Below are 25,162 nucleotides of genomic sequence, written 5' to 3' on the forward strand. Positions count from 1 at the left end.
CTTCGTCGGATCATTTATATACGCCTGAGATGAGTCAGGCTGGCTTAGAAAAAAATCTGTTCAGCGATTTGAATACCGTTTAAGGCTGCGCCCTTACGGATGTTGTCAGATACCACCCACATCATCCATAGCTTCGAATCTTCGGGATCACGATGGATGCGGCCGACATAAACCGGGTCCTTGCCGGAAACGTCGCGAGCCAGCGGATAAACGCTTTTCTTAGGATCATCTTGCACCACGATGCCCTGATGAGATGACAACGCCTCAGTAATTGCTTCGCGAGTCGTATCATTCTTTAAAGTGACCCAAACAGATTCGCTGTGAGCATTCAATGCAGGGATACGAACTGTGAAGGCGGAAACTTTCAATTTTGGCAGACCTAAAATCTTGCGGGTTTCTTTCATGATTTTGACTTCTTCACTGCAGAAGCCCTCGTCATTGAAAGAACCAATTTGCGGAATGCAGTTGAACAAGATTGTATGCGGGAAAGTTTTTGGCTCGTGCTTTTCTTGAGTGTGTTTGGACGTTTGCTCCATCAACTCATCGTGGCCACCCTGACCCGCACCGCTGACCGCTTGGTAAGTACTGACGCGCACTTCATCCAAACCAAATTTTTCAGACAATGGTTTTAGCGCTACTACCAATTGGATAGTTGAGCAATTTGGATTCGCTATGATTTGTGGTTTTGAATCTTGATTCACCAAATGGCCATTCACTTCAGGAACGATTAATACCGTGTTTGGATCCATACGGAAGGCAGCGGAGTTATCAACAGCAAAGGCACCCGCTTTAACAGCTTTCGGAGCCCACTCTGCAGAAATGTCATCACCTGAAGAGAAGAAAACAAGATCAAGACCGTCGAAGCAGCCGTCTTTCAAAACTTGGCAAGGCCACTGCTGACCTTGAAGTTCAATCTTTTTTCCGAGGGAGTTTTCAGAAGCAAAAGGGCGCAATTCCGAGATAGGAAATGCGCGCTCTTCGAGAAGTGTCATGAAAGTTTGGCCGACCATTCCGGTCGCGCCGACGACGCCTACTTTAAGTTTTCTTTTCATCTTTCTTGGTCTCTTCTTCTTCTAGTTCTTCGACCAAGTCACTTTCGTGAACAGATGCGGGTGCATAAACTGATGGCTTGATCTTACGGATGTTTTTACCCAATTTGAAAACACCGAAGACTGCTCCTAAAGCTGCGTAGCCCATGAACAGCACAAACAGCATTACTTCGGGACGAAGTGCCACAACGACCAACACGCCAACACCCAAGATCAGGTAACGGAATGGCAGACGCTCTTTCAAATCCAAATCTTTAAAGCTGCGGAAACGGAAGTTAGAAACCATCACGAGCGCAAGCAGGATGGTCATTACTAACAAGCCGTAGTTACCCATTGGTTCCAATTCCAGATCTTGGAACGCCAAAACCGAAGAAGCTACGATACCCGCCGCCATCGGGATTGGCAGACCTTGGAAATAATTTTTCTCAACAACGTTTGCTTGAACGTTGAAACGTGCCAAACGAAGCGCTCCGCAAGCAACGAACAAGAAACAAGCAACCCATCCCAAACGACCAAATGGTTGAAGCGCCCACAAGAATAACAAAACTCCTGGAGCCATGCCGAAGCTGACTAGGTCACACAATGAATCGTATTCTGCGCCGAATTTAGAAGTCGAACGAGTCAGGCGAGCCAAACGCCCGTCCAATTGGTCAAACACGGCCGCAACTACGATAGCGTATGCAGCCCAAAGATAGTTTCCTTTGATGGATTGAATAACTGCGAAGAAACCAGAGAATAGGTTTCCTGTCGTCATCAAATTTGGAAGGATATAAATGTACATGTGCATGCGCTGAGCGCGTGCTTCTTCAGTATCTAAATGCGAATTTACTGTAGTTTCGTTTGCCATGTATCGGTTTTAGCCGACATTGGCGAAAAATCCAAAGAAATAAAAGAGGATAGAAAGGCCCACCGCGCTCATCAAAGGCAACGTCAAGTTGTCATCAAGCTTTCCAATGGGGATTAATTCTGCGAATGCGCCCACAAGACCTGCTAACAAACTCACCACAACCACACGATCCATTAGATAATTGTGATATAGCAAATAAGCCAACGTCAGAGCCATGCATACAAAGAAAGCAGCCATAAAACCCTGAATCGATTTGTGACCAAAGATTTTATCTTTGCCATAAAGAATACCAAAGTAACTAGCGATTGGATCCGCGAAAGCCAAGAACAACAAAGTTAAGGCAACAATAGGACGCGGGAAGATAACGTAAACAATCAGCACTCCCGATACCAAATAGGTCGTTCCCGCGAGCTTTTTTACTTCGCTTTGACGCATGATCGGTTTGAAAGCATGAACTGCGAAATCATTAAGAACTGGGTAACGGTGGCGCAAAAGATCGAAGGGAACGAAGATAAGCCAGCCGACAACCAAACAGATGAAGGAAACATTCGGTGGCAAAAACACATATGCCAAAAACATGGCGAAGACAGACGTCATATGCCAAATTTTTCGAGCATAGTGAATGTCCGAGCGTTTCTTAAGATCTACCAAATTAAAGAGTCCTTCTGTAATCATTCGTGCTCAACTTAAAGGCTCGACCGAGAATGATCAATTTAAATGATATTACTCTAGCCGCACGCATCAACCTTATGAATTATCTTAGTTAATGCAAATCTGCCAGGGCAAATTATGTGTTAAATTTCAGCATTTATGGACTTTGCTACAAAGACTTAGGAGAGGTTTTTAATAACAAACCTGTTCCCCCACAAACAATCCAAACCACTCCGCAACCTACCATTACTACTCGGATTGAACTTATTTGAATGAGCCACGGTGACGCCAGCGTAAACACTAATGTACCCAAAGATTCTAAAGCCATGCGCAGTCGAAATACTTTTGTCAGATCTGAAACAGCAAACGTTCTTTGCATAAGATCAATAAATGCCAAATCATTTAAAGGTCCCATGAATCCTGTAAATATTGATGCCACCGTAATCCAGGCCACTGTGGGCGCCATTCCCACTGCTGCGATTCCCACTCCCCAAAGCAAATATCCGACGTACATCAACCACAACAATTTGTGACCTGCTCTGGAGCGATTTCCAAAATAAAGTGCTCCCGTCAAATTACCCACGCCGTAAGAGGCCATCACCAAACCAAACATCCGTGCATCACCACCCGATACTTGATGAATCAGCAATGCAAAACCCACGATAATCGATAAATTCCATGCCCCTGATGTCAACGCTCTGGAGATAAAGACGTACATCATTCCTTGGCGCCCCTGAATCAGACGAAATCCACTCATCACAGCATCCGTAAAACCGATGCGCATTTTTGGTGATGGCACATGTTCAGGTAAATATTTTTTGAGTGATTTGACAGATAATGCGGAAATCAAAAAAGTTATCGCATCAATAGTGAAGAAATGAATCATTGGAACAACAGCAGCAAGCAACCCCACCACCGCAGGTCCCACCATACGCGCACCGCGAATGGTTGTACCCATTAACCCATTGGTGGATTGAAGAGTTTCAATGTCTTTTGCTAAAAGTGGAATTGTCGCCTGTGTGGCCGGATCAAAAAAAGCACTTAAGGCAGATAAAACCAATGCCATAACAATCAGTAAAGACAGTGGCACTTCCGTAAAAAAGGAAATTAATACGGGAATTAACACGATCACCATGCGTATTAAATCCACACGAAACATAGTATGATGCGGATTCCAGCGATCTGCCCATTTTCCCCCGATAAAACTTAAAAGCATCAACGAAGCTGTTTGACCAGCTGCCAAGTATCCCGTGTTGGAACCCATTAAGTTCACTGCGAACCAAGTTAGTCCTACTCGATAGATTTCATCACCGACCGATGAAAAGGCCTGCCCGACCCAAAGACGTTGTAGCTGCGGTTGCTTAAGGGCTTTGATCATGACGAACTTTCTATTGAGCTATGTAATACACACCGTCTTCGGGAGCAGGGCACGCGCCTTTGAACAGCCGGCTGTGCGCAGGAACCATATACACTCGACTCCACTTGTAGCCATCTTGTGAGACTACTTTGCTTAGTCTTGGATCGACATACACAATATCTCCAGGATTCAACTGACCGCAAGCTTTGGCTGTCGTTGTTGGCTGAAGACGAATATTCCGTTTATCTTTGGCCGTGTATTTGGCATAGCTTAAATCAATGTCTTTCGGAAGGGCGTTTAACCACTTCGACAGAAGCAAATTGAGCTGTTGTCCCTCAGGCGTTCCGAAAAACTGTGGCTTATCAAGGGGCGGCATCGGAGTGTAACCTTCAAGACGAGCAATGGCGCCATATGCCTTACTGTGTTCTAAATCCTGTGGGACAATCCAACCATTCTTAACCAAGAAATCCAAATTGCTAAACCGATCTTTCGCGATGTCATCGACTTGCAAGTTTCCGTGACAACCTGTGCAGTATTTCTGAATCAATTGCGATTGAATGACTTGATAACCTTTATCAAGTTCTGGGTTTGATTTTACTGCCGATCTCCATGCTAACATTTGCACTTGCGGATCGAAACTTGCTGCAGAACGATCACAGGCTTCGCGATAGTTTGCATTCTGAGTTCTTGCAAGTCTTACGATCGTGCGATTCTCTCGGTCTTCAACAATCCAGATCGAACCATCACTTGCTTCTGTAAAGCCGACAGGTGCACCTTTCGGACGAATACCTTTAACTTCATTCCATTTTGAAATTACTTCTGTGTACGTCGCATGACGATCCATACCTCCGCGAGGTTGGAAGGGTTTGGATACGGGGCAAGTTCCGGGCTGATTAAACTGATAACGAGCATTTGCTGCGGACGAATCCAAAACTGGAAGCCCTTTTTCGTCAACGTTATAAGCTACAAGTCTTTGCCCGCTGGGCTGATATCCGTGCCACGTTACCAAAAGTTTTCCGCCTAAAATATCGCTGAACATGCTGCCACGATAGTAATCCATATGCAAAGGCGCCACATGGGGAGGCATTAGGATGTAGGGAGCTTGATACTCTCCCATACGACGACCCTCTTTCACGCTGCAATCCACAGGTTTTCTGAACTGCTTGTGAATCGGCAGGTTTTTATTTTCAGGAAACTCCCACTCTGGAGAAGTCGCATGGAAGTCATAACAATAAGGCCATCCGAAGTGCGCGATACGGCCGTCATTCAAATCAATTACATTCATCTCTTCGTAGGGTTCTTCAAGCTCGGGGAAATCACGGCTGTTTTCACCTTGAACTAAGTAGCCTGCACTTGAGACAACCATCGCCATTGAATTTCTTAAGCCCGCAGCTGCGTATTCAAAAACCTCTACGCCTTCTGGTCCCATATTTTTTAGCTTTTGCGCAGGAATGCGATAGATTGCGCCATTTCCTTGAGCTTGGTCTTCGGAACAATATTTATATTCTCCCGTACCTTCTACAATACAGTGATCACTTGGAGATCCAGAATTTATGTATAAATCCCCGTTACGTGGATCGAACGTGAACTGCGAAAGTGGATGCATATAGCCTTCTTTCCGAGGCATATTTCCAAATACCAAGCGCCAATCAGCGATTTTGCCATTTACAAAATGAAACTTTGAAATCTGATTTTTCTCGCCGATGTAAATGAAACCGTCCGGTCCCATCCTTAAACCGTGCGGGTTATCCAAACCCGCTTTAATCAATGAGAGCTCATAGGTACCCGAAGCGCCTGCCTTTAACAAAAACAAGCGGCCATTCTTGGGACTCCACCCTCCCATGTCGACGACTAAAAATTGAAAAGCTCCTGGCAATTGTAAAATCGTGCGCGGTTTAATGAATCCTTTTTGAGTCGCTGGATCCAAAGCACGATCACGAGGCAGAACCATGCCCAGACACGTGCCTGGCATCGTTTCAACCATCAGACGGGGAAAGCCATCGCAAGAACGATCTGTGGGATCGTATAGGTAACCGCTTTTATCTAAGATCATTTTCGTAGAAGCTGCAGAGCGGGTGGCGGAATCATTGTTTTTGACGGAAGTACATTGAACAAGAGTTACGACGACAGCTAAAAACAACACGCGCATAAAAGATCCTCTGTGGGTGGTTCTTTTATTGTGCGAAATAAAACAAAAAAAATAAACGAGTTTTAAATTTTGGTAGAGCTTACACGAATGATTTCCTCAACCTTTTGTCCCGCATTTTCATAACGGATGGAGATTTCATTTTCTCCCGGCTGAAGTTGAATCAGGTCTGTTTGATATTTGTCAGAACCACGGTCAAACACGGAAGCTGTGTAGCCGTTGCTTTTGTTCACGATTTGGATTTCGCCCATGCGAACACCACGCGCGCAGCTTTTACCTTTAAGCTGAACGTATCCAGCATGAATTTCTAAAGCACTGCTTTTCTTTTTAGAGCAATTCAAATCGATGTCCGCTGATTGGTGCAACGAAGAATCGACTCTTTGTGGCGCGACTGTCGTTGGTGGCAATGAGGCCGGAGCACGAGTGTTCGGCTCTTTAATCATTGCCGATTTTGTTTCCTGAGAGATTTCAGCTTCACCCTCTTCAGTCAGACTCGCAAACGTACGAGCACCCAACAACACGACAAGGATGAATGTAATTGCGATAAATTGAATTTCTGATGCAGCTCTCTTAAACATGAATCCCTAATCGGCGTCCTTGAGCCAGACTTTAGGCGTATCATATTGAGATTTCTCCTCTGGAGACTCCTCGAAGGTCGTGAAGCATTTGTTCGTTGCCAATTAAAGAGCTTTAAACGGTGAAAGTTCTAAATTGAAGCGCCAACTTGAAGCTTTCAGAGAGAAAATATTTTTAAAATTTCGCTCTTAGTCCCGCAAAACTACACCCAGAGCGGATAAGAAAAAGGCCCTCGTGGTAAGAGGGCCTTCATTTTGAGATTTATTTTTTGTCGATGCTGATTGCGAATTTTTTGACTCCGGCAGCTTTCACGATGTCGAGAAGCCCGACCACTTTTCCGTGAGGAACATCTTTATCCGCAGAAATGATCGCCTGGACCTCGGTGTTTTTAGTCACTTCTTCAGTCGCTTTTGCTTTTACCGTTGCCTCATCAACGAAGCTGCCATTTAAGTTGATACGTCCATCTGCTGTCAGGGAAATATTCAACTTGCTTGGAGCTGTTTGATCACCGCTTGCGGCTTTCGGCAAATTCACATTGATCGAAGGCTTGATGAACATTGGAGCCGTCACCATGAAGATGATCAGTACCACGAGGATGATATCGACCAGAGGGACAACGTTAATGTCCGCTATGGCTTCGTTGTTATCTCCAGTTTTCATTCCCATGGCTTAAACACCTTTTTTCTTAGCGTAAGCAAGGCACAATTCTTTCACACTCTCTAAAGAGTTGAAAATGCCGCGCACTTGTTTGCTGTAATAGTTGTAGGCAATAACTGCTGGAATCGCCACGAACAGACCCGCTGCTGTCGCCACTAGCGCCATCGAGATACCCGCCATCACTGTTTGCTGACCAGCTTCTGGAGTCGTTGCTAAGTCATTGAAGGCTTTCATGATACCCAAAACTGTACCGAACAATCCGATGTAAGGAGCATTAGAACCCAATGTTGCCAAGAAGTTCAAATATCTTTCAAGATCAGGGCGCTCTGTAAGTGCAATGGTATTAAAGATTTCTTCCAAACCTTTGCTGCCATTTGTTTTCAAATGCTTCATAGCTTGGCCAGCAGCGCGACCCTCCAACGACTCGGGATCTTTCGCAATATCTTCAACATCTTCAACACTGTTGCTTTGAAGCGCCATTTTAATTTTGGCACGTACGCGTTGAGACTCAGAAGAAACTTTTCTTAAAGCAAAGAATCTTTCAAGAATCATCCCGATACTTAAAATGCTGAGAACAAGCAATAACCACAACACAACCTGATCGGCCAAATGAGCAACACCAAAAATTTTCTCTGCAAGCATCGAGCTGTCCTTTCAAAACTTTGACTAGCAAAAATTATTAATCCATTATCTCTAGATCAATGACACGTGGTCAAGATATGCAGAGAATCATTTTAGCCTTCGCACTATGCGCACTGAGCCTGGTCCAGATTGGTTGCCAATCAAGTGACAAGGGTTCAATTCTCATTATTGCTGCAGACAATCTCGCCGTTTCTGACATCTCGTGCTCTCATGATGGAGCACCCGGGTCTAAGTCTGGTTTTCAGTTGCTTTGCAATGAGTCAGTTCGTTTCACTCATGCTTTTACGACTTCCACTCTCAGCGCACCTGCGTTGAGCTCTGTTCTGACAGGTCTTTATCCCTTCGAACATAATGTGCGCCACAATGGTGGGCCTGGAATGGCCCCCGAAATTGAACTCGCTTCAGAAGTTGCCGTTCATCAAGAATATCGCACAAGTTTTTTTACGGGTGGAGCACCCATCTTTCGCCGTTCAGGATTAAATCAGGGCTTCGAACTTTTTGACGACAATTTGGTTCCGGGATTTTCAAATCTGTTTCGCCCCTTTAAAAAAAATGTTGGAAGCTTTTTACAGTGGTTGCGTCACGATGTGGGCAACGGCTCTTATTTCAGCGTGATTTATGCACCCGATTTGCAATTCACCAATACCGTGACGACCACTGAATTGGGAGAGACAAGGAATCTGAGCTTTGAATCCCAAGTCGACGAATTTGATGAAAGCCTTTACGAACTATTCGCACAAATGAAAACGGCACGTCGTTGGGATAACACCACGATTGTCCTTGTGGGGCTTAGTGGTCACGATAACGGAGAGCATCGCGAGCTTCCAACTTTGAACTTACACTCTGAAAATACCCAAGTCGCTTTATTCATTAAGCCCAAGCTTAGAAAAAAAGGTGACGAGCGCATCTCTGGTAAAGTCGATCAGAATGTGAATTTAGCAGACGTCGGTAAAACACTATTTGAGCTTCTGGGGGAAAGCCTTGTGGAAAATGAAGAGAGCAACGATTTTCCGGCTCACTCCTTAGCAAGTGTTCTTAAAAATACAGTGGCCGTAGATTGGCCTGAAGATCGTCCCTTTATTATTGAATCCGGTTGGTCCCTTTGGAAAAATGCAGGGCCACTTAGAACAGCAGCAATTTCTCATCACGTTTTGTACGTGAACGATGCTCAACCAAAATTATTCAATACATTGGTTGACCGCATGGAGTTAAATCCTCTACCGCTCCTGCAACAGAGTTTGCTGCCTACAACCAATCGCATTCAAAGTTTGATTAAGAAACATCAATTCCCAGCGTATACTCCACCGAACGATGAGTGGATGGCAAAACTCAGTATCCCCTATGATCGCTGGACGCGAGCTGATCAAGAGCCAGCACTTTTGCGAGATTTAAAACGTTTAAGCAACAGTAACAACAAAAGTATTAATATCCTGAATTGGACTGCGCAAGTCGCCTTGAACCAAAAAGACTGGGAAACTTTGCGCAGTTTGGGAACTAAAAACAATGTCAATTTGTGGCAATATGTTGCTGAAAAAAATCTGAATATAAAGAACATCAAAAAGAGCAGCGATTCCTGTGTAGACATGCTTTCCATGAAGGAAATCGACAGTTCACACCTTAAGGCTTGCAACGATCAGCTTTTTATTGAATTGGTCGATTGGCTTCGCTGGGACGTACGCGGCCTTTCAAAGGAAGTTCAACGGAAAAAATTTGAGCGGTCGTTTAAAAACTACATGCTTGATCAAGAGATTCAACGCACCAATATTGGTCTGGGTTTGATTTGGGACACTTCACGTGAAAACAACTATGCGCCTTCCCGAGCGGAATTAGCTTTGCATTTGCCGGAATACGCGAAAATACGCGCGCAAGTTTACAAGTCGTTAGCGACAATTGATCAAGAAGAATAATTAAACTGCGATAAGACCTAACCAGAATGGCAGTTCAGGCTCTTCGTGAACCATAGCTTGAGTGATACTATTTAGATCTGTTTGATAGGATTGCAATCCCCACAAAGCGGTTGCCACTGAAGTTCCGGCGAATAAGACCAGCTTATCACCTTCGGCGACGTGGGTGTGACCCGTCTGAATGTTCACTGTGGGATCAAGCCCCAAAAGCTGTGCAGGCAGGGGCGGAAGACTGACACCTTCACGAAGTTCTGATGCCAGATCAGAAGCCACACTTAAAGGTTGCAAACGTTGATTTTGTCTTTGTACGAAAATACTTGGTGCTCCTACTTGAGCCCAGGCTACTTGGGAGCCTCTTCTGAAAATTGCCAAGATCTCGACACCAGAAGCGTACTCTCGGCGGTTTTCACCTCTATAAAGAGCATCATTTGCAATCATCAGCGCAGTGCGAACATAGTTCGCTTCATCACTGATACAAGTTAAAAACTCAAAGGGCGACGTGACTTCGACGTCTGCCTTGGCAGCGCTTACATATTTAACCACTTCGGTCAATGCGCGCTCGCCATGCTCTGGTTGTCCCCAAGCCGTCACGACAACAATCAACGAACCGTCTTCTTCCACATGAATTTGAGGCTTCGGACGCATGATTTTGCTGCTGTAGGAACGCTCTTGAAGTTTCATCTTACATAGCTCCGTATTTTTTCAATTTGATGTAAGCTTTTTTATAATATTCGCCATCTGGAATATCCAGCTCTAGGATTTTTTTCCATTTTTCTTTGGCGCCAGCTTTGGATTCTCCGCCTTCGACGTTACCAAAACTTTCTTCAAGAATGCCTTCTTGATAAAGAGTCATCATCTGTTTACGAAGCTCAGTGACGATCTTTTCAATCTTAGCAGGAACTTCCGGATTCTCGGGGTCAATCACCTTAGCTTGTCTTAAAGCAAGGATTGCGCCTTTCAAATTTCCTGCTTGGTACAACTTGTCTGATTGAGCCAAGTTGCTAGCAATTCTTTGGTTCATTTGCGTGCGCACGGAAGCGATGCTTCTGCTTGCTTGACCTTTTAAACCGCCTGGGTCTGGTAATTTAGATCCGACGACCTTGTCATAAGCATCGATGATATCTAGCGGTTTTTTAGATGTCTTATGAAGCTGTTGCGCTTTTGCAAACAAGCCTTTTAGCCGCGACACTTGAGATTGATATTCGGCCTGTTGAGCTTTTCTAGCATCACGTGCCGCCGTCAAAGCTTCTACTTGAACTTTTAAATCCAAAAGCTTTGGGTGATCCGGATTGAATTGAATCACAGAAGAAATACATGAATCCATTTCATCCATAGTGATATTTGGATTTAATTTCTTTTGGCAAATCGCGGCCTGATTCTGAATTTTCAATTCAGCTTCTGCCTTTTCTTTTTCAATCTGTGCGTTACGCTCTTGAAGCTGTTGTAAGTAAACGGCTTCTTTTGCCAAACGCTGGATCTCTTTAGTATCTTCATAGTCCGGTACTAAATCTTGAATCTTAGTGATCTCGTCCTGAGCTAATTGATACTTACCCTGCATGTATAAATTCTTAGCGTCTTTATAACGCTGACGAATCAAAGACTGTTGCTCAGGTTTTAGTTTATTAAATACTTCTTGTGGAGAACCTGGAGCTGCAACAGGTCCTGCACCTTGTACAGGTCCCTCTTTCTTTTCGCCACCCGCGAAAAGATACACGATTGCCAAGAACACTATCGCTCCCGCAATAAGTTTCGGGCGGTGCTTTTGAAAATCAAATTTGGCTTTTACTTCTGGAGCTGGCGCCACCGGACCTGGCATATGACCATAACCGCCCGGATACTGCATCGGAACGCCACCTTGTTGTTGATAAGGAGCGATTCCATATTGCTGATCATACTCTGATGGATATGCGTTTGTTGCCATCTGCACAAGAGGGTTTGGCGGAGCCACCTTGACCATGTCTAAACGACTTTGGAAATGAGCATCGTGCAATTCAAAGTACAAGTAATTATCCAGTACAGTGATCGCATCCCCACTTCGAATATTCGTCGGATCTGTCGCAGAAATAGGATTACCATTTAACAGCGTTCCGTTCACACTTCCTAAATCAATAATCTGATACTGATTGCCGTTGCGACGAAGTTCAAATTGACGTCGACTGACACGTTGATCGCGAATTTGAATGTGGCAAGATGGATCACGACCAGCAATCCAAGAATCGCCATCATCCAAACGAATCATTTCTTTGGCATCATTGTTTGAATCGACAATCTTAATATAGGCTGCGGTTGGAGCCGCGCCAACAATGGTTTTTTCCTCGCCAGGTTCACTGCCTTGAACGACGGGCAAGTAACTTGCCTCTGAATTGACAGGCCCCGCTTCCATAGAAGCCGGATGCGCACTGGCTGAAGACATTAAGAAATCAAATTCATAAGGAGAAATTGTAAATGCAAAACCGTGATCCAAAGTGGCTTGTTGAGTGGGTTCTCCATTCACCATGACATCGCCATAGCGAGAGATCACTTGCAAAGTCCACTGACCACCCTCAGAAACAATCTTAAAGTGTTCGCGGGAAATACCTTTTTCAGGCTGCAACACAATATCACAGTCCTCTTTACGGCCTGCTACGTACGTACGCCCCTCTTCCAAAGGCATGTTATAAACCGTCTTACCACGAAGACGAACGATCAGATGAGCCATACTACAATCGTCCTCCTTCCTGATTTAATGTACATTCCTCATAGAACTGTTTTGCTTCTTTATAACTTGGGTCATCACGGCGATTCTGCAACATTGTAATCACGTTCGAATAATTAGACTGACACATACGCCAGTTTTTCTTTTCACGATAACGACTGCCCTGTATCAAATTGAATTTCACCAATTCATCGAATTTGATTTTCGATAAATGGTAATAACGTTTTGCCAGTTCATTTTCTGGATCTAGATTTAACACAACTTGGAAGGCTTCACGCGCACGCGCGTACTGGCCTTGTTGGAAATCACGGAATCCACGGATAAAGTTTTCCTGTGCTCTTTTATACTGAACAGAGTCGTACTTTTCCTTTTTAATATTCATTAACTCTTGAGTGCGTTTTTCTGCCTCTTGCACGTCTTTCATGCTAATTGCGGAAGAACGGAATGCATTCGGATCCTTCGCAGCTTTATTCGGCCCTGCAAAGAAGAAATACCCAGCAATGCCCACGATCGCAATGATTCCATAGAATCTTACACGTGGATTTGAAAGTGGACCACCACCTGCTGGAGAGCGAGGAGCTGGACGAGGTGCTTGTTGCTGATATCCCGCACCTTGTGGTTGTCCCATTGGCATCTGGGGTCTTACCCCGCCCGGTGGCATGCTTGGTTTTGCAGCTGGCATATTGGGAATTCCAGCGGCAGGCATATTCGGCATTCCCGAAGGACTTACCGGTCGCAAAGTCGGAGCTGCTGGAACAGCACCCGCCGATGGCATCACAGGAATCGCAGGCTCTGCTGCCGCAACCGTCTCCGGCAGGAATCGAATTTCAGAATCACCTATTTGAATCACCGAACCCTTTTGCAAGATTTCGGACTGAACACTTTCGCCATTTAACATGACAAAGTTTTTCTGACTTAAATTGACGATCAGGAATTCACTTCCACGTTGACGGATTTCCGCATGCTGACGACTGATGCGGGGATCATTCGCCAATACGATATCATTCTCTGGTCCACGGCCAATAGTCGCTGTGCCGTTTGCAAAAGAAAGGCGCAAGCCCGTGTGCGGGCCCTTCACCACTTCAATTCCAAACTTTAATGCGTCTTTTACCTTAGGTGCCGCTGACACTAAGAGCCTCCCTCTGCCGGCGAAATAGTGATTACAAAGTAATCCACTTCATGCGGCTGTGAAGACATACCCTGACAACTTAATACACAAGGATGGCCGTTAAATTCCAACTGATCCGTATGAATCACACGTGGGTTCTCGCGTGTTTTATTCATGAGATTATCAATATTTTGCATCAACGCGATATCTGGAATGGCTTGATATTGTTGCCCCAATAGCTGCGCGACTTCAGTGCGCGCCACTTGGCCAAAAGAAGAACTGCCCGCCATAATGCGACCGTCTTTTGAAATCGCAATCGCCGGGAAACCCATCAATTGAACCAAGTTTTCTGCTTCGCCATCTTTATTGACGAAACTGCCCATTCCACCACCACCGCCTTCACCTTCGCCATGGATATAACGAGTTAGAAGGCTGTTGATATTACCAATCAATGCTTGCAGCGGTGGGAAGATGAAATCGACGCTTGTGTTGTCGTTTTTCTCTCTCATCGCGGCATCAAGTTGCTGATTCAGAGTAATCAAAGGATACTCCACCAACTTGTACATAAAGAAGAACAAGATCAAACCAACTAAAGACGCAATGACCAAAGTCTGCATAAACAAACTGATCGCGCGACCGTCATCAAAGGCCATACTGCCGATATCATAAAGAACGATGGCGTGGGCCTTAATGGATTGTTCGCCCGTATTTGGATCAAATAGACCAATAGGGAAACTTGCACCTATCGTCGATGAATCAATTTCCACCGTTTCAGGGCGCATTTCACGACGAGCCTGATGCACGAACGGCAAGTCAGGCGTCGTTCCCGCACGAGATGCTGGAGCTAAGATCATACCATCAGACTGCTGCACAATTAGAACTTGCTTCACACCATCTTCAGATTCAGCTTGATTCGTGGTTAAAGAAGAATAGTTATTTTGCAATAATCCTGCTTGGTTGATCGTCGCCAATGTTCTCGCTATCGAAGCCGCACGACGTTTACTTTCCGTCACGATACTTGCGCGAGTGATCTGTACCATCGGTATCATCGCCAACAATGTCGTTACAAAAATAAAGATCACCACAAAGCCTAAAAGAACCATGCGGAACTCAAGGAACGTCGGAATTTTATAAACACCTGGCAACGCCACGCGATCCAAATACTCTTGGAATCTTTCCCAAAGAGCTTTTAAACCTCCAGGATTATATGCTGGTGCTGCTTCAGGCGCAGGTCCCGCTGGAACGCCCATTGGTTGTGGCATTCCCGGCATTCCCATTGGTTGAGGCATACCTTGTGGTATTGACATTCCAGGAACACCATAACCTGGCTGTGGCATCGGAGCCGGAGCTTGAGCTCTTTTTTCAGGGGCTGGGATGATGTCAACTAAGACATCATGAATACCCAACTTATCCCCTAAGCGCATCAAACCGGTTTGCATGCGGACACCGTTTAAATAAGTTCCGTTACTTGATTTCAAATCTGTGACGACAATCTTGTCGCTGTAAACCACGATCTCGCTATGTTCTTTGGAAACACCAGGGCTTGTGATTTTAATATCACAATTAGGTGCGCGACCGACAAGGTTGCGACCCATTTTTAGCTCTAAAATGCCGCCGGCTTGAGGGCCGGACAAAATTCTAAGCGCCCACATTGAGCTGATCTCCCACTCTGATGTTCAACTTGCTGCTTACACCTGAAGCCATCTCAAACACTGATCTTGCACCAAAGACGGGAAAAACCAATCTCCAAGGCTTCACATCTTTATAGATAGCTTTCACTTTCAAATTCTTATCAACAAATACACAATCAATGGCGAACTTCATAAAAAATGTATGGATGCTATTGCATCTTAAAATCCACAACGCGTGATCTTCAGATAAAGAACTACGACCCAATAAACCCACACCACGAGTTTGCATTGTATCTGCAACCTCCAGATTTGGGATCAAAGTGATTTTAGTTGTCGAGTTCTCAAGTCTCTTCATCACTATTTGCTTCCATACATAAATGAAATCGCTATCGGCCCAAAAACCATAATGAACACGGCCGGTAAAATAAATAACATCAACGGGATCAGAATCGCTTGAGACGCTTTCGCACCGGCTTTTTCTGCACGGACGAAACGCTCCATACGCATTTGTTCCGACTGATCCTTCAGAACTTGCGAAATGCTGGCACCTGTTGCCTCCGCATCGATCAAGACCGCAACGAAACTTGTAATCTCGCCCATGTCCAGACGCTCTGACATTTCTTTGAGCGCTTGTGTTTTCGAAGCACCGATCTTGATATCTTTCAAAACAATTCCAAACTCTTCAGCCAACACACTTTCTGTGCCTACAGACTTATCCACGATTTTTTGAATCGCCGAGAAAAAGTCCAGACCCGCTTCCACTGACAAAGCCAAAAGGTCGATAAAGAACGGAAGATCTGCACGAACTGACAGCTCTCGTTTTTTCTTTTCACCCTTGGCGTGAATTTGCGGCAAGTAAAAACCAATCAAACCCACCCCAACGCACATTGGAATCGACAAACCCAATTGTAGCGAGAAGTTCATGATGATCAAAAAGATTGGGAACATCACTCCCCACAGTAATTGCAATCCGATGAACTCATCTTCATTCAACTCTCGGGATAGACCCGAGGTCATAATGAACTTGCGAACTTTTTTACGATAGCTTTCACTGCGAATTCTCAGCGCATGTTGCAAGGTGAATTGGTGCACTAACGGACGAGAGAAATTGATGACTGGATTTTTTGATTTAGCTGGCTCGTCGTTATTTGCCCAAGACAATTGTTGCTTGTCCGCGTTGCTTGCAAAGATAGAATTTACGAATAGGAATACCGCCACTCCTGCTAGGAGCAAACCCAAAATCAGCATTAATTCTGCGCTTCCCATTTTGGCCTCTTCGTGTTCTAGTCAGACTCATGAAAACATTGATCCTGGCTTCAGAGTCTCCGCGTCGCAAACAACTGCTTCAAGAAGCAGGATTTTCGTTCGACGTAGTATCAGTAAAAGTATCGGAAATTCCTGACAAAAACCTGAATGCTACGGAGCAGATTTTGGACATCGCCAGACGTAAAGCGAGAGCGGCTTTCGCCCACCTAAAGTCCAGTAAATTACAGGAGTTTACTCTCATTTCCGCCGACACGGAGGTGATTCACGAGGGTCAACTGCAAGGTAAGCCCTCGGACAAGGATGATGCTTTCAAAATGCTTAGCCGTTTGTCTGGGAAAACCCACTTGGTACAGACCGGAGTGTGCGTGATCGACTCGGCCTCTGGGAACGAATTGTCTCAAATTGAAACGACCCAAGTTTTTTTCAAAGCACTTAATGATGAAGAAATCTGGACCTATATTGAATCAGGGGAACCCATGGATAAGGCTGGGGCCTATGGAATTCAAGGTCTGGGTGGAAAGTTCGTTGAAAAAATTGAAGGCCCTTTCGACAACGTCGTGGGCCTTCCAGTTCAACTGGTCAAAGAAATGCTGGCTAAAATCTAGAACACAAATTTCCAACCGAGGCTTACGCTGGCGCCGGTGCCGCGCTCGGTATCCACTTTGATGTTATTGATTTCTTGAACGTATCCGAAGGACATTGTACGAATTTTTGCTTCGATAGCATTGCGCTTTGAAGATCCCAGTAAGAAACCCACCCCCGCTTGGATACCAACGCCGCCGTCGACATCAGTGACTTCGCCTTCGTCGATTACTACAACGGGCATTGCTGTGTTGATACCGAAAGGAATATACCAGCGATCGAAACGGTATATCGCGTTTCCTTCAAAACCTAAAATTCCTAAATAGGCTTCTTTAGTGGTACCAAAAACGGCCATACTTGCATCTTTGATTTTGTGAGCTAAGTCAAAGAATCCACCGACCGAAAATCCCCAGTGGTTTTTACCCCAAAAAACGAAATGAGCGTCGACTCCAATACTGGGTCCTGTTTTCAAATCGTACTCACCGGTTGTGGTATTTCCGCCAACTGTCGTTTTCGCGTCCTTGAATTTCATCTGACTTAACGTGTTCAGATAGGCACCCATCACAAAATGCCCGCTGTGAGTGTCAGAGTTATTTCCTTGGTCTTTATTATGAGTGTCTTTATCAGGAGTTGAACTTTCATTCATAGCTGCTATTTCGTCAGCAGATCTTTCCTGAGCTCCTGCAGCAACAGATAAAAGCAATGCGAATACCAAAACGATCTTCTTCAACATGAAGCCTCCACAAGATGATGAATCGCATTTAGTTTATTTCAGGCTGGTGCTTCTTTGAATTCAAAAATCCTATGCTCGACCAAGTATTTTTGCAAAGGTCGATCCTGTATCACCGAATATCCACGAATTAGGGACACAACCCGGCTCCAAGGACGATAATCCCAGAACTTGTCCTTTAATGCCCGCGTCTTGGCAGCACCGGTCACACTCATTGTGATCATGCCGCTGATTGCTCGCATAAAACGATTGAATAATTCTCTGTTTCTGATTTTTAAAACCAGCTGAATGTGATCACCACCATTCACCTGCTCGCGCAACTGAACTTGATATCTGCGAGCTTGCGCCACCAGAATCTGTGAAATCTTTTTCCAATTTTTGTGATTTCGAAACGACCACGCGCCCCTTGCTTGACTCGATTGCAACACCACATGCATCGCATGCTTAGTGGTAATGGGGCGCGCCTTTTTAGCATTGCTATTTTTTAAAAGCGCACCCCCGAACTGCTTTCGCAGCCGAGGGTCTTCAGAACTGTATATCGCTATTCGACGGGAGGAGCGGTACATGGACCATGTTATATGAGCACCCCCAACCTTGGTCAAGAAAAAAGTAGCGATGGTATTTTTGATTTGGAATTTCTGGGAATTAATGAGTTCGCATTGCGGCAAAGATGGCAGTCTTAGAAAAAGGTTGTTAGGTTTTCGTTATGAGCTTTCAGGACATTCGCGCTGAAGTCGGCGCCGACAAAATTCTTGCCGTTTCGAAACTTCAGCCGATCGATAAGATCCGCGGTCTTTACAATCAAGGTCAGCGCAAATTCGGTGAAAATTATGTTCAGGAAGCATTAGACAAAAAAGATCAACTTAAAGACCTAACAGATATTGAATGGCACTTGATTGGTCATCTTCAAAAGAACAAAGCAAAATACGTGGTTGGCCAATTTGCGTTGATTCACTCGGTGGACTCTTTAGAACTTGCCCAAACCCTCAACCGCCAATGCGAAAGCAAGAAAGTCACTCAACGCATTCTGATTCAAGTGAACCTTGCAGGCGAAGACAGTAAAAGTGGTTTTGACAAAAGCGCCCTAATGGCGTGCTGGAATGAACTGATCGAACTGCCCCATTTAACTATCGATGGTTTTATGACCATGCCGCCATTATCTGAAACCGGTGAAGATGTGCGCCCCTATTTTAAGGAGCTGCGCGAGCTTCAACAACACCTTGCTAAAACAACGGACTCTGCACGACACCCACTTAAAATGCTCTCGATGGGAACCAGCAGTGATTATAAAGTCGCCATTCAAGAGGGCGCCACCCTGGTGCGTTTAGGCACGGTTCTTTTTGGCGCAAGAAATTAACCGAAATACTTCTCGGCGGAGTCTGACATAGTGGATGATTTCGTTTGGCGAATTCCATTGCTGAAGGTAGGATGAATCTATGAACCCACTGCTCAAAGCTCAAAAAATCGGATTTCTGGGTGCAGGCAATATGGCGCAAGCCATGATTAAAGGCCTTATCGAAGGCGGAATTCCTGCTAATCACATTTACGCAACAAACAGATCAGACGGAAAATTGGTCAAACTGGTTGAACAGTACAAAATCAATTCTCTGAAAAACAATGAGGAACTCATTGATCTTTGCGACATCATTATCTTGGCGGTCAAACCTCAAGATCTTTTGACGGCGCTGGAACCTGTCGGCCGCGCTTTTGACGAAAATAAAATCGTAATTAGCGTTGCGGCTGGTATTCGCATGGAAAAACTAGAAAGATTTCTAAACGGTGCTCGACTGGCGCGAGTGATGCCAAATACTCCTTCCGTCATCGGGCGAGGAGTTATTGGATATCTTTTAAATGATGACGACGACGACGCCTTAGAGAGTACGGTTGAAGATTTGTTTGAACCATTGGGCCGAGTCATCAAAGTTAACGACGAAGACCAATTCGAAGCTTTGATGATTTCTTGCTCCAGCGGAACTGGGTTCGTTTTTGAGATGATGATGTACTGGCAGGACTGGATTGAAGAACACGGCTTTTCTGTTGAAGAAGCCCGCGTCATGACAATTGAAACATTTGTAGGAGCCTCTTTGCTAGCCGCGCAAGCTCGTGAAAATGTCGAAGACCTTCAAGCCCGCGTGACATCCAAGAAAGGTGTCACGGCGGCTGGACTTCAGTCCATGAGAGAGCTTGAAATCGAGCGCGCTCTTCGCATCAGCTTTGAAAAAGCCGCGATGAGAAACAAAGAAATGGCCCGGGAAATCAAATAACCTTGCCGGGCCCCAGGTAGACTTTTATCCTTATTTCATATTGTTCAAGGAGGAACAGAATGAAGATCACACCCATTGATATAGCTCACAGATCATTTGGTAAAAAAATGATGGGTCTCGACACTGATGAGGTTATGGATTTCCTCCAACAGGTCGCAGGACAAATGGAAGCTTTGATCCAAGAAAGAAACGCTCTTAAAGAAGCTCTTCGTGAAAAAGAACTTTCTTTAATGGAATACAAAGAGCGCGATCAAGTTCTTAAAGAAACAATTGCTACAGCAACTCAAATGGCGGATCGCTTACGCCAGGATGCTGAACGTGAAGCAAAACTTATCACGGCAGATGCTAATCAAAAAGCTGAGATCATCACTCGTGATTCACGCGATTCATTAAAACGCATGTATCAAGAAGTGAATGAATTGAAGCGCGCCCGCATGCAGTTTGAAGCAAACTTGAAAGCATTGGCTCAGGCTCATCTTTCTTTGCTTGAACAAGGTGAAAAGTATATGCCGCAAATGCATTTGCAAAACCAAAATTTTGTTGGTGGTGGCACTAATGGGAATACGACAAATACCGGTTCCCAAGGCAACACTCGTTCGACAAATATCTCTCCGCTATCTGCTGAGTAGTCATATCTGTGATTGAAGAAATTAAAGGTGGAGTTCGGCTCCACCTTTTTATTCAGCCCAAATCATCTAAAAATCAAATTGTGGGTCCCCACAATGGAATGCTGAAAATAAAGATTGCTGCTCCACCTGTCGATGGTGAAGCCAATTCGGAACTTATCGAATATCTTTCAAAATTTTTTAAAGTACCTAAACGCAACATCGCCTTGGTTAAAGGCGATACCGGCAGACAGAAAACCGTAGATATTGAAGGCATCACACTGAACGACGCCCATAAGTTAGTGACCGCCGCGTTTTAATTCAACTTCGAACTCAGTTTTATCCAACTCATTTTGAATATTCACTTCGGGTTTCGGTTGTGCCTTTTTGGTTGGGCGAGGTTTAAACTGCTGCTGATCAACGCCGTCTTCTGTGGCCTCCCTGAACTTGCGAGTGCTTTTCGCACTCATCTCTGTGTCAGAGCGATCATACATATTGGAACGACCTGATGGGGTTGGCGATGATCTGCGAGAAGGTGAAGCTGCTGGCGCCATGTAAGGCTCTTGGCGATACCCTTCCGTTAAATCAAAACTATAACGGATGAAACCACCGATGTGGTAACCAGCTGCGGTGTTTTCACCCGCCACTGTCGCTCCGCCATTAACTTGCAAACTCCATTTTGGATCCACATTCCAAGTCGCATAAAACAAAGTATCGATGGACGTCGGGTTCACCATATAAAACTTGTAGGAACCGGCGTTCACCGACTGCAGATAAGCGACTCTCACGTAACGAGTACTTTTATCTTTGTCGTCAGAGATCGTTTGGCTACCGATTACTTCTCCTCCGAATCGGAATGAGTTTGCTTTTAGTTGCAAACCACCTCCCCACGGCATCACCGATGATCTGCCATCCGCACGATAATCATAACCAATCCACCCATGGAGGCGAGCGGTACCAAAATCTTTTTGAGCGGTGACTCGCCCCCACGTTTCAAAAACACCTTCTGAATTGAGTGACTCATCCCCTGTTCCATTAACTTCTTGAAGCGGAACTACAACGCCTAATTCAGGGACTAATTGCAGGACGCCGTCGTACATTATGAAATCAAAACCACCCGCAACGTCTGTCAGGCTTGTATTAGTGCGCGTTGCGACAGAGCTTTTGCTTTCTGAAGAAGCCATTGAGACCATTGCGAAGACGGACCACGATTTGGAAGGCATATAGCGAGTGCTGAAATCCAGATCCAAAAGTTGGTAATGGTTTCCACTGGTTAGATTGGTAGTTCCCTCCCCGAATTTTTCATAATTGGCTTCGGAGTAAAAGAAATTCGTGCCCAGCTCAAAATCCCAACGATCACGGCGAAACTCTTTGTAATTATCAAAGGCCAGAGCCGAGGAACTGCCCATAACTAAACTGATCAGGATCGTACTCAAACATTGAAGATTATTTGCCATTTTCATAAGTTCCTAATAATAACAAGCCCATGACCACGACATCAAACAAATCACAGCTCGCTATCATCTTTTTTACGGTTTTCCTTTATCTTGTGGGCTTTGGTGTAGTCATTCCCATCATCCCATTATTGAGTAAGAATTTTGGCGCCACTGCTTTGCAAACGGGTCTGCTGCTTTCCGTTTACTCATTGATGCAATTTTTGTTTTCTCCTTTTTGGGGCCGCTTAAGCGATCGCATGGGCCGCCGTCCGATTTTACTTTTTTGTCTGTTCGGTGAAGGCCTTTCGTACATCATGTTCGCGTGGGCTCGCAGTCTTGAAATGCTATTCGTGGCTCGCCTTCTTGCGGGATTTTTTGGTGCAAGCTTGTCGACCGCCTCCGCATACATTTCAGATATCACTCCAAAACACGAACGTTCCAAAGGCATGGCTTTGATTGGCGCTGCATTCGGTTTGGGCTTCGTGGTTGGTCCTGCGCTTGGAGGATTGCTAGCGGTGTGGGGCCATCACATTAATGAAGCTCCCCATTTCGACACTTCATTTTCTGCATACTGGGTGGCCGCACTGTGCTTTGCAAACTTCCTGTTCGGTATCAAATTTCTTAAAGAATCATTATCAGAGAAAAGTGAATCCGCTGCTAAGAAAAAACGTTTCTCTGTTATGTGGCACTATTTGAACATTAAAACAGTTGGCGCTTTAATGACTGTATTCTTGCTATCGTCACTGGCGATGTCGGGCATGGAAGCGACTTTGATTTTGTTCATGGGTGATAAATTTCAATGGACGATCAAACAAGTGAGCTTTGGTTTTGCTTACATCGGTGTGATTATTATCTTCACTCAAGGTTTCTTGGTTCGTCGCTTGCTTCCTAAAATTGGTGAACGAAAAGTTCTGCGCATCGGCCTTTCTTGTTTTGCAGTAGGCTTAACGACGATTGCATTTTCAAATACTCTTTTCGGCATGGCGATTGCGATGACACTTCTTTCTTTAGGAAACGGACTTTCAAATCCATCTATCCTGGGCAGCATCAGCTTGTTGACCGATTCCAAAGAGCAAGGTGCCGCGATGGGCGTCACGCAAAGCATGGCCTCGTTGGGACGTATCATCGGGCCTGCATTGGGTGGTGCACTTTATGGAGTGTTGGCAATTGCCCCTTTCCTAACTTCGGGTGTGCTAGCATTTATCGCTTTGGCAATTGTACTTATAAACTTTAAGCTGATCCCCGATCACGCACGTGTAGGTTAATCATGGACATTTCACAACTGGGCTACTTTCAATTCAATAATTTGATCAAAGGCCGCATTCCAATGGTTCTTGTGAACTTAGGAGTTGATGTTAAATCTTTGTACGGTCAGCTAGAGGGCATGCACTTGGACAACTGCCAAATCTCTGGAACTACTGCCGAGATTGTTGAACAAGTTATTAATCGAAAATTGCCTTCACATTATCCCATCGTTTTGATCGACGAAAATGGCTCGCAGTACTCCCCGGTTGTACAGGCACTGGAAGCTAAGGGTTTCAACAACGTCTACACAGTGAAAGACGGAATAACCGGAATCGAAAAAGAACGAATGCAACAATAATAAAAAGGGGATTCAGTGATCCCCTTTTTTTATTACAACAGAACTTGGTTAGATTTCCGTCACGTTTTTTTTTTAGATCTTTTCAAACTGTTTCCGCTGTCAAACCCCAAGCACATCCACGCGAAGCACCGGCAAGCGACATAACTATTAAAGGGTTGTTGGCCATAGAATTTGTCTATAGCATAATTACATCGTTAACGGACATAACGAACAAACTAACCAAAACTTTTTATAGAAGGACATTTAATGAAAAAGTTTTTACTAGCCGCTTTGGCAACGACAACAGCAGTATCTGCAGCTAATGCAGGTTCTTTGAATTTTGATGCTCGTGGAGACTGGGATACGTCTACGTATACGGACTCTTCTTTGCATGACACAAACAAATTTTATTTCAAAACAATCCGTTTGGATTACCAAGGTAAAGTAAACGACGACCTTTCTTTCCGTCTTCGTGCTGCTTACAATAAAACGGGTGCTCCTCAAACGACTGCTGATGCAACTCAAACAGCTCTTGAGTTCGCTTACTTGCAACACAAGATGGGCGACTTCGCTTTGCAAATCGGTAAATTGGGTTCTGAGTATGGCGCTTTCGAGTCTCAAACTTCTGGCGCTGACTTGTACCTTACTTCTCAAGCCTATACTAAAACAGGCCCTGCAGGTGCATTGAGCGGTCTTTACTTGGGTACAAGCACTCTACTATACGTAGTCGGTGCGAAACTTGTTTGGAGCATCACTCCTGATCAAAACTTGTCTCTGGTTGCTTTCAAAACTCCAGACACAACGGGTGGTGCAACAACATCGACTCTTGCGGCAGAATCAAACGCGATGATGGAAGGTCTAATCTATAAAGGCGCTTTCATGGATAAATCTTTGAAAGTTATGGCTTCTTACCACATGGGTTCTGGTTATGTGACTAAAGACCAATACACTTTGGGTTCTGCGGGTGTTAACTGGACATTCCTTCCAACTTGGAACGCTGGCCTTGATTACACAATGTCAGATTTCAAAAGAGACGCTGGCGGCGCTAAAGACTCTATCTATTCGATCATCGCTAAGTTTGCTTACACTGGGTGGGAACAATGGACTCCTCGCCTTGAGCTAACTTCTTCTCAAGAAAAAGTTGAGACAAGTACAGCTGCTAACAATGGAACTAATAAATTCATGGGTTACGGTGCAGTTATCGAATACAAACCGATTGCTGATACAAACTTCCGTTACCACATTGCTTACAGCAATACGACTCAGCAGTATTCTGAAAGAGCAAATCCAGCGAACAACCTTAAAGACGCCAAAGTTGACCAAATCACAGTGGGCGCTCGCTTGAACGCTGACTTCTTGAAATAGTCAAAAAAGGTCGTCAAAACAGACTTTTATCGAGGGAGGCCCCAAAGCCTCCCTTCTTTTTTTGCATCA

General features: G+C 44.8%; 26 protein-coding genes. 9 read left to right on the forward strand and 17 right to left on the reverse strand.

Annotated features, from left to right (window positions below; translation table 11 throughout):
• Positions 1 to 44: 44 nt before the first annotated feature.
• From B9G69_RS06100 to B9G69_RS06135, 8 genes are all read right to left on the reverse strand, one after another.
• On the reverse strand, positions 45 to 1,052 hold the full coding sequence (locus B9G69_RS06100) for an aspartate-semialdehyde dehydrogenase (RefSeq protein ID WP_088615610.1): 1,008 nt from the start codon (positions 1,050 to 1,052) through the stop codon (positions 45 to 47).
• On the reverse strand, positions 1,036 to 1,896 hold the full coding sequence (gene pssA, locus B9G69_RS06105) for a CDP-diacylglycerol--serine O-phosphatidyltransferase (protein WP_088615611.1): 861 nt from the start codon (positions 1,894 to 1,896) through the stop codon (positions 1,036 to 1,038). Before pssA ends, B9G69_RS06100 begins: the two co-directional genes overlap by 17 nt.
• Positions 1,897 to 1,905: 9 nt before the next feature.
• Positions 1,906 to 2,493: a diacylglycerol/polyprenol kinase family protein gene (locus B9G69_RS06110; protein WP_265438007.1), complete on the reverse strand. Its 588-nt coding sequence runs from the start codon at positions 2,491 to 2,493 to the stop codon at positions 1,906 to 1,908.
• Between the two features lie 223 nt (positions 2,494 to 2,716).
• Positions 2,717 to 3,925: an MFS transporter gene (locus tag B9G69_RS06115; protein ID WP_088615613.1), complete on the reverse strand. Its 1,209-nt coding sequence runs from the start codon at positions 3,923 to 3,925 to the stop codon at positions 2,717 to 2,719.
• Between the two features lie 10 nt (positions 3,926 to 3,935).
• The gene (locus B9G69_RS06120) at positions 3,936 to 6,053 is read right to left on the reverse strand and encodes a PQQ-dependent sugar dehydrogenase (protein ID WP_088615614.1); all 2,118 of its coding nucleotides are present in this window, start codon (positions 6,051 to 6,053) and stop codon (positions 3,936 to 3,938) included.
• 62 nt (positions 6,054 to 6,115) lie between these two features.
• Complete coding sequence (locus B9G69_RS06125) at positions 6,116 to 6,628, reverse strand: hypothetical protein (RefSeq protein ID WP_088615615.1); 513 nt, start codon at positions 6,626 to 6,628, stop codon at positions 6,116 to 6,118.
• Between the two features lie 259 nt (positions 6,629 to 6,887).
• On the reverse strand, positions 6,888 to 7,292 hold the full coding sequence (locus B9G69_RS06130; RefSeq protein ID WP_088615616.1) for an ExbD/TolR family protein: 405 nt from the start codon (positions 7,290 to 7,292) through the stop codon (positions 6,888 to 6,890).
• A gap of 3 nt (positions 7,293 to 7,295) precedes the next feature.
• Positions 7,296 to 7,925, reverse strand: a complete 630-nt coding sequence (locus B9G69_RS06135; RefSeq protein WP_088615617.1) for a MotA/TolQ/ExbB proton channel family protein — start codon at positions 7,923 to 7,925, stop codon at positions 7,296 to 7,298.
• 77 nt (positions 7,926 to 8,002) lie between these two features.
• Between B9G69_RS06135 and B9G69_RS06140 the strand changes: the two genes are divergently transcribed.
• Positions 8,003 to 9,832 (forward strand): sulfatase-like hydrolase/transferase, encoded by a 1,830-nt coding sequence (locus tag B9G69_RS06140; RefSeq protein WP_088617186.1) that lies wholly within the window; start codon positions 8,003 to 8,005, stop codon positions 9,830 to 9,832.
• Here B9G69_RS06140 and B9G69_RS06145 read toward each other — a convergent pair whose 3' ends face one another.
• The 6 genes from B9G69_RS06145 to B9G69_RS06170 are packed head-to-tail and all read right to left on the reverse strand — an operon-like array spanning position 9,833 to position 16,529.
• The gene (locus tag B9G69_RS06145; protein WP_088615618.1) at positions 9,833 to 10,510 is read right to left on the reverse strand and encodes a hypothetical protein; all 678 of its coding nucleotides are present in this window, start codon (positions 10,508 to 10,510) and stop codon (positions 9,833 to 9,835) included.
• A 1-nt stretch (position 10,511) separates the two neighbouring features.
• On the reverse strand, positions 10,512 to 12,527 hold the full coding sequence (locus tag B9G69_RS06150; protein WP_088615619.1) for an FHA domain-containing protein: 2,016 nt from the start codon (positions 12,525 to 12,527) through the stop codon (positions 10,512 to 10,514).
• Between the two features lies 1 nt (position 12,528).
• Entirely contained in the window at positions 12,529 to 13,653 is a 1,125-nt protein-coding gene (locus B9G69_RS06155) for an FHA domain-containing protein (protein ID WP_088615620.1), read from the reverse strand.
• Entirely contained in the window at positions 13,653 to 15,284 is a 1,632-nt protein-coding gene (locus B9G69_RS06160; protein WP_088615621.1) for an FHA domain-containing protein, read from the reverse strand. The genes B9G69_RS06155 and B9G69_RS06160 overlap by 1 nt, the downstream gene beginning before the upstream one ends.
• Positions 15,271 to 15,618 carry a DUF192 domain-containing protein gene (locus B9G69_RS06165; protein WP_088615622.1) on the reverse strand — a complete coding sequence of 116 codons (348 nt, stop codon included), beginning with the start codon at positions 15,616 to 15,618 and terminating at the stop codon, positions 15,271 to 15,273. The genes B9G69_RS06160 and B9G69_RS06165 overlap by 14 nt, the downstream gene beginning before the upstream one ends.
• A gap of 2 nt (positions 15,619 to 15,620) precedes the next feature.
• Complete coding sequence (locus B9G69_RS06170; RefSeq protein WP_254916884.1) at positions 15,621 to 16,529, reverse strand: type II secretion system F family protein; 909 nt, start codon at positions 16,527 to 16,529, stop codon at positions 15,621 to 15,623.
• 29 nt (positions 16,530 to 16,558) lie between these two features.
• Here B9G69_RS06170 and B9G69_RS06175 point away from each other — a divergent pair, with 29 nt between their 5' ends.
• The gene (locus tag B9G69_RS06175) at positions 16,559 to 17,134 is read left to right on the forward strand and encodes a Maf family protein (RefSeq protein ID WP_088615623.1); all 576 of its coding nucleotides are present in this window, start codon (positions 16,559 to 16,561) and stop codon (positions 17,132 to 17,134) included.
• Here B9G69_RS06175 and B9G69_RS06180 read toward each other — a convergent pair.
• Together B9G69_RS06180 and B9G69_RS06185 are read right to left on the reverse strand one after the other, a co-directional pair.
• Positions 17,131 to 17,844 (reverse strand): hypothetical protein, encoded by a 714-nt coding sequence (locus tag B9G69_RS06180; protein ID WP_088615624.1) that lies wholly within the window; start codon positions 17,842 to 17,844, stop codon positions 17,131 to 17,133. The genes B9G69_RS06175 and B9G69_RS06180 overlap by 4 nt on opposite strands.
• Positions 17,845 to 17,882: 38 nt before the next feature.
• The gene (locus B9G69_RS06185; RefSeq protein ID WP_265438008.1) at positions 17,883 to 18,407 is read right to left on the reverse strand and encodes a hypothetical protein; all 525 of its coding nucleotides are present in this window, start codon (positions 18,405 to 18,407) and stop codon (positions 17,883 to 17,885) included.
• A gap of 140 nt (positions 18,408 to 18,547) precedes the next feature.
• On the opposite strand from B9G69_RS06185, the gene B9G69_RS06190 reads away from it, so the two are divergent.
• From B9G69_RS06190 to B9G69_RS06205, 4 genes are all read left to right on the forward strand, one after another.
• Positions 18,548 to 19,198, forward strand: a complete 651-nt coding sequence (locus tag B9G69_RS06190; RefSeq protein WP_265438009.1) for a YggS family pyridoxal phosphate-dependent enzyme — start codon at positions 18,548 to 18,550, stop codon at positions 19,196 to 19,198.
• 79 nt (positions 19,199 to 19,277) lie between these two features.
• Positions 19,278 to 20,105: a pyrroline-5-carboxylate reductase family protein gene (locus B9G69_RS06195; RefSeq protein WP_088616362.1), complete on the forward strand. Its 828-nt coding sequence runs from the start codon at positions 19,278 to 19,280 to the stop codon at positions 20,103 to 20,105.
• A 59-nt stretch (positions 20,106 to 20,164) separates the two neighbouring features.
• Entirely contained in the window at positions 20,165 to 20,734 is a 570-nt protein-coding gene (locus tag B9G69_RS06200) for a DivIVA domain-containing protein (protein ID WP_254916968.1), read from the forward strand.
• 2 nt (positions 20,735 to 20,736) lie between these two features.
• Positions 20,737 to 21,030 (forward strand): DUF167 domain-containing protein, encoded by a 294-nt coding sequence (locus B9G69_RS06205; RefSeq protein WP_416220931.1) that lies wholly within the window; start codon positions 20,737 to 20,739, stop codon positions 21,028 to 21,030.
• Here B9G69_RS06205 and B9G69_RS06210 read toward each other — a convergent pair.
• On the reverse strand, positions 21,010 to 22,167 hold the full coding sequence (locus tag B9G69_RS06210; protein ID WP_254916967.1) for a hypothetical protein: 1,158 nt from the start codon (positions 22,165 to 22,167) through the stop codon (positions 21,010 to 21,012). The two genes, B9G69_RS06205 and B9G69_RS06210, sit on opposite strands and share 21 nt — an antisense overlap.
• A 29-nt stretch (positions 22,168 to 22,196) precedes the next feature.
• Here B9G69_RS06210 and B9G69_RS06215 point away from each other — a divergent pair, with 29 nt between their 5' ends.
• From B9G69_RS06215 to B9G69_RS06225, 3 genes are all read left to right on the forward strand, one after another.
• Positions 22,197 to 23,411 carry an MFS transporter gene (locus B9G69_RS06215; protein ID WP_088616359.1) on the forward strand — a complete coding sequence of 405 codons (1,215 nt, stop codon included), beginning with the start codon at positions 22,197 to 22,199 and terminating at the stop codon, positions 23,409 to 23,411.
• Positions 23,412 to 23,413: 2 nt separating this feature from the next.
• A complete protein-coding gene (locus B9G69_RS06220) occupies positions 23,414 to 23,749 on the forward strand; it encodes a rhodanese-like domain-containing protein (RefSeq protein WP_088616358.1) in 336 nt (111 codons plus the stop codon).
• 246 nt (positions 23,750 to 23,995) lie between these two features.
• Entirely contained in the window at positions 23,996 to 25,093 is a 1,098-nt protein-coding gene (locus B9G69_RS06225; protein ID WP_088616357.1) for a porin, read from the forward strand.
• Positions 25,094 to 25,162: the final 69 nt, after the last annotated feature.

Source organism: Bdellovibrio sp. SKB1291214, assembly GCF_002209355.2.
Taxonomy (GTDB): domain Bacteria; phylum Bdellovibrionota; class Bdellovibrionia; order Bdellovibrionales; family Bdellovibrionaceae; genus Bdellovibrio.

Bases quoted from the DNA above. Each gene is read 5' to 3' on its own strand.
- B9G69_RS06215 (WP_088616359.1), top strand. From the start codon at position 22,197: ATGACCACGACATCAAACAAATCACAGCTCGCTATCATCTTTTTTACG.
- B9G69_RS06195 (WP_088616362.1), top strand. From the start codon at position 19,278: ATGAACCCACTGCTCAAAGCTCAAAAAATCGGATTTCTGGGTGCAGGC.
- B9G69_RS06225 (WP_088616357.1), top strand. From the start codon at position 23,996: ATGAAAAAGTTTTTACTAGCCGCTTTGGCAACGACAACAGCAGTATCT.
- B9G69_RS06130 (WP_088615616.1), bottom strand. From the start codon at position 7,292: ATGGGAATGAAAACTGGAGATAACAACGAAGCCATAGCGGACATTAAC.
- B9G69_RS06185 (WP_265438008.1), bottom strand. From the start codon at position 18,407: ATGTACCGCTCCTCCCGTCGAATAGCGATATACAGTTCTGAAGACCCT.
- B9G69_RS06140 (WP_088617186.1), top strand. From the start codon at position 8,003: ATGCAGAGAATCATTTTAGCCTTCGCACTATGCGCACTGAGCCTGGTC.
- B9G69_RS06150 (WP_088615619.1), bottom strand. From the start codon at position 12,527: ATGGCTCATCTGATCGTTCGTCTTCGTGGTAAGACGGTTTATAACATG.
- B9G69_RS06170 (WP_254916884.1), bottom strand. From the start codon at position 16,529: ATGGGAAGCGCAGAATTAATGCTGATTTTGGGTTTGCTCCTAGCAGGA.
- B9G69_RS06120 (WP_088615614.1), bottom strand. From the start codon at position 6,053: ATGCGCGTGTTGTTTTTAGCTGTCGTCGTAACTCTTGTTCAATGTACT.
- B9G69_RS06115 (WP_088615613.1), bottom strand. From the start codon at position 3,925: ATGATCAAAGCCCTTAAGCAACCGCAGCTACAACGTCTTTGGGTCGGG.
- B9G69_RS06160 (WP_088615621.1), bottom strand. From the start codon at position 15,284: ATGTGGGCGCTTAGAATTTTGTCCGGCCCTCAAGCCGGCGGCATTTTA.
- B9G69_RS06190 (WP_265438009.1), top strand. From the start codon at position 18,548: ATGAGCTTTCAGGACATTCGCGCTGAAGTCGGCGCCGACAAAATTCTT.
- pssA (WP_088615611.1), bottom strand. From the start codon at position 1,896: ATGGCAAACGAAACTACAGTAAATTCGCATTTAGATACTGAAGAAGCA.
- B9G69_RS06165 (WP_088615622.1), bottom strand. From the start codon at position 15,618: ATGAAGAGACTTGAGAACTCGACAACTAAAATCACTTTGATCCCAAAT.
- B9G69_RS06145 (WP_088615618.1), bottom strand. From the start codon at position 10,510: ATGAAACTTCAAGAGCGTTCCTACAGCAGCAAAATCATGCGTCCGAAG.
- B9G69_RS06110 (WP_265438007.1), bottom strand. From the start codon at position 2,493: ATGACGTCTGTCTTCGCCATGTTTTTGGCATATGTGTTTTTGCCACCG.
- B9G69_RS06100 (WP_088615610.1), bottom strand. From the start codon at position 1,052: ATGAAAAGAAAACTTAAAGTAGGCGTCGTCGGCGCGACCGGAATGGTC.
- B9G69_RS06220 (WP_088616358.1), top strand. From the start codon at position 23,414: ATGGACATTTCACAACTGGGCTACTTTCAATTCAATAATTTGATCAAA.
- B9G69_RS06210 (WP_254916967.1), bottom strand. From the start codon at position 22,167: ATGGCAAATAATCTTCAATGTTTGAGTACGATCCTGATCAGTTTAGTT.
- B9G69_RS06200 (WP_254916968.1), top strand. From the start codon at position 20,165: ATGAAGATCACACCCATTGATATAGCTCACAGATCATTTGGTAAAAAA.
- B9G69_RS06135 (WP_088615617.1), bottom strand. From the start codon at position 7,925: ATGCTTGCAGAGAAAATTTTTGGTGTTGCTCATTTGGCCGATCAGGTT.
- B9G69_RS06125 (WP_088615615.1), bottom strand. From the start codon at position 6,628: ATGTTTAAGAGAGCTGCATCAGAAATTCAATTTATCGCAATTACATTC.
- B9G69_RS06175 (WP_088615623.1), top strand. From the start codon at position 16,559: ATGAAAACATTGATCCTGGCTTCAGAGTCTCCGCGTCGCAAACAACTG.
- B9G69_RS06180 (WP_088615624.1), bottom strand. From the start codon at position 17,844: ATGTTGAAGAAGATCGTTTTGGTATTCGCATTGCTTTTATCTGTTGCT.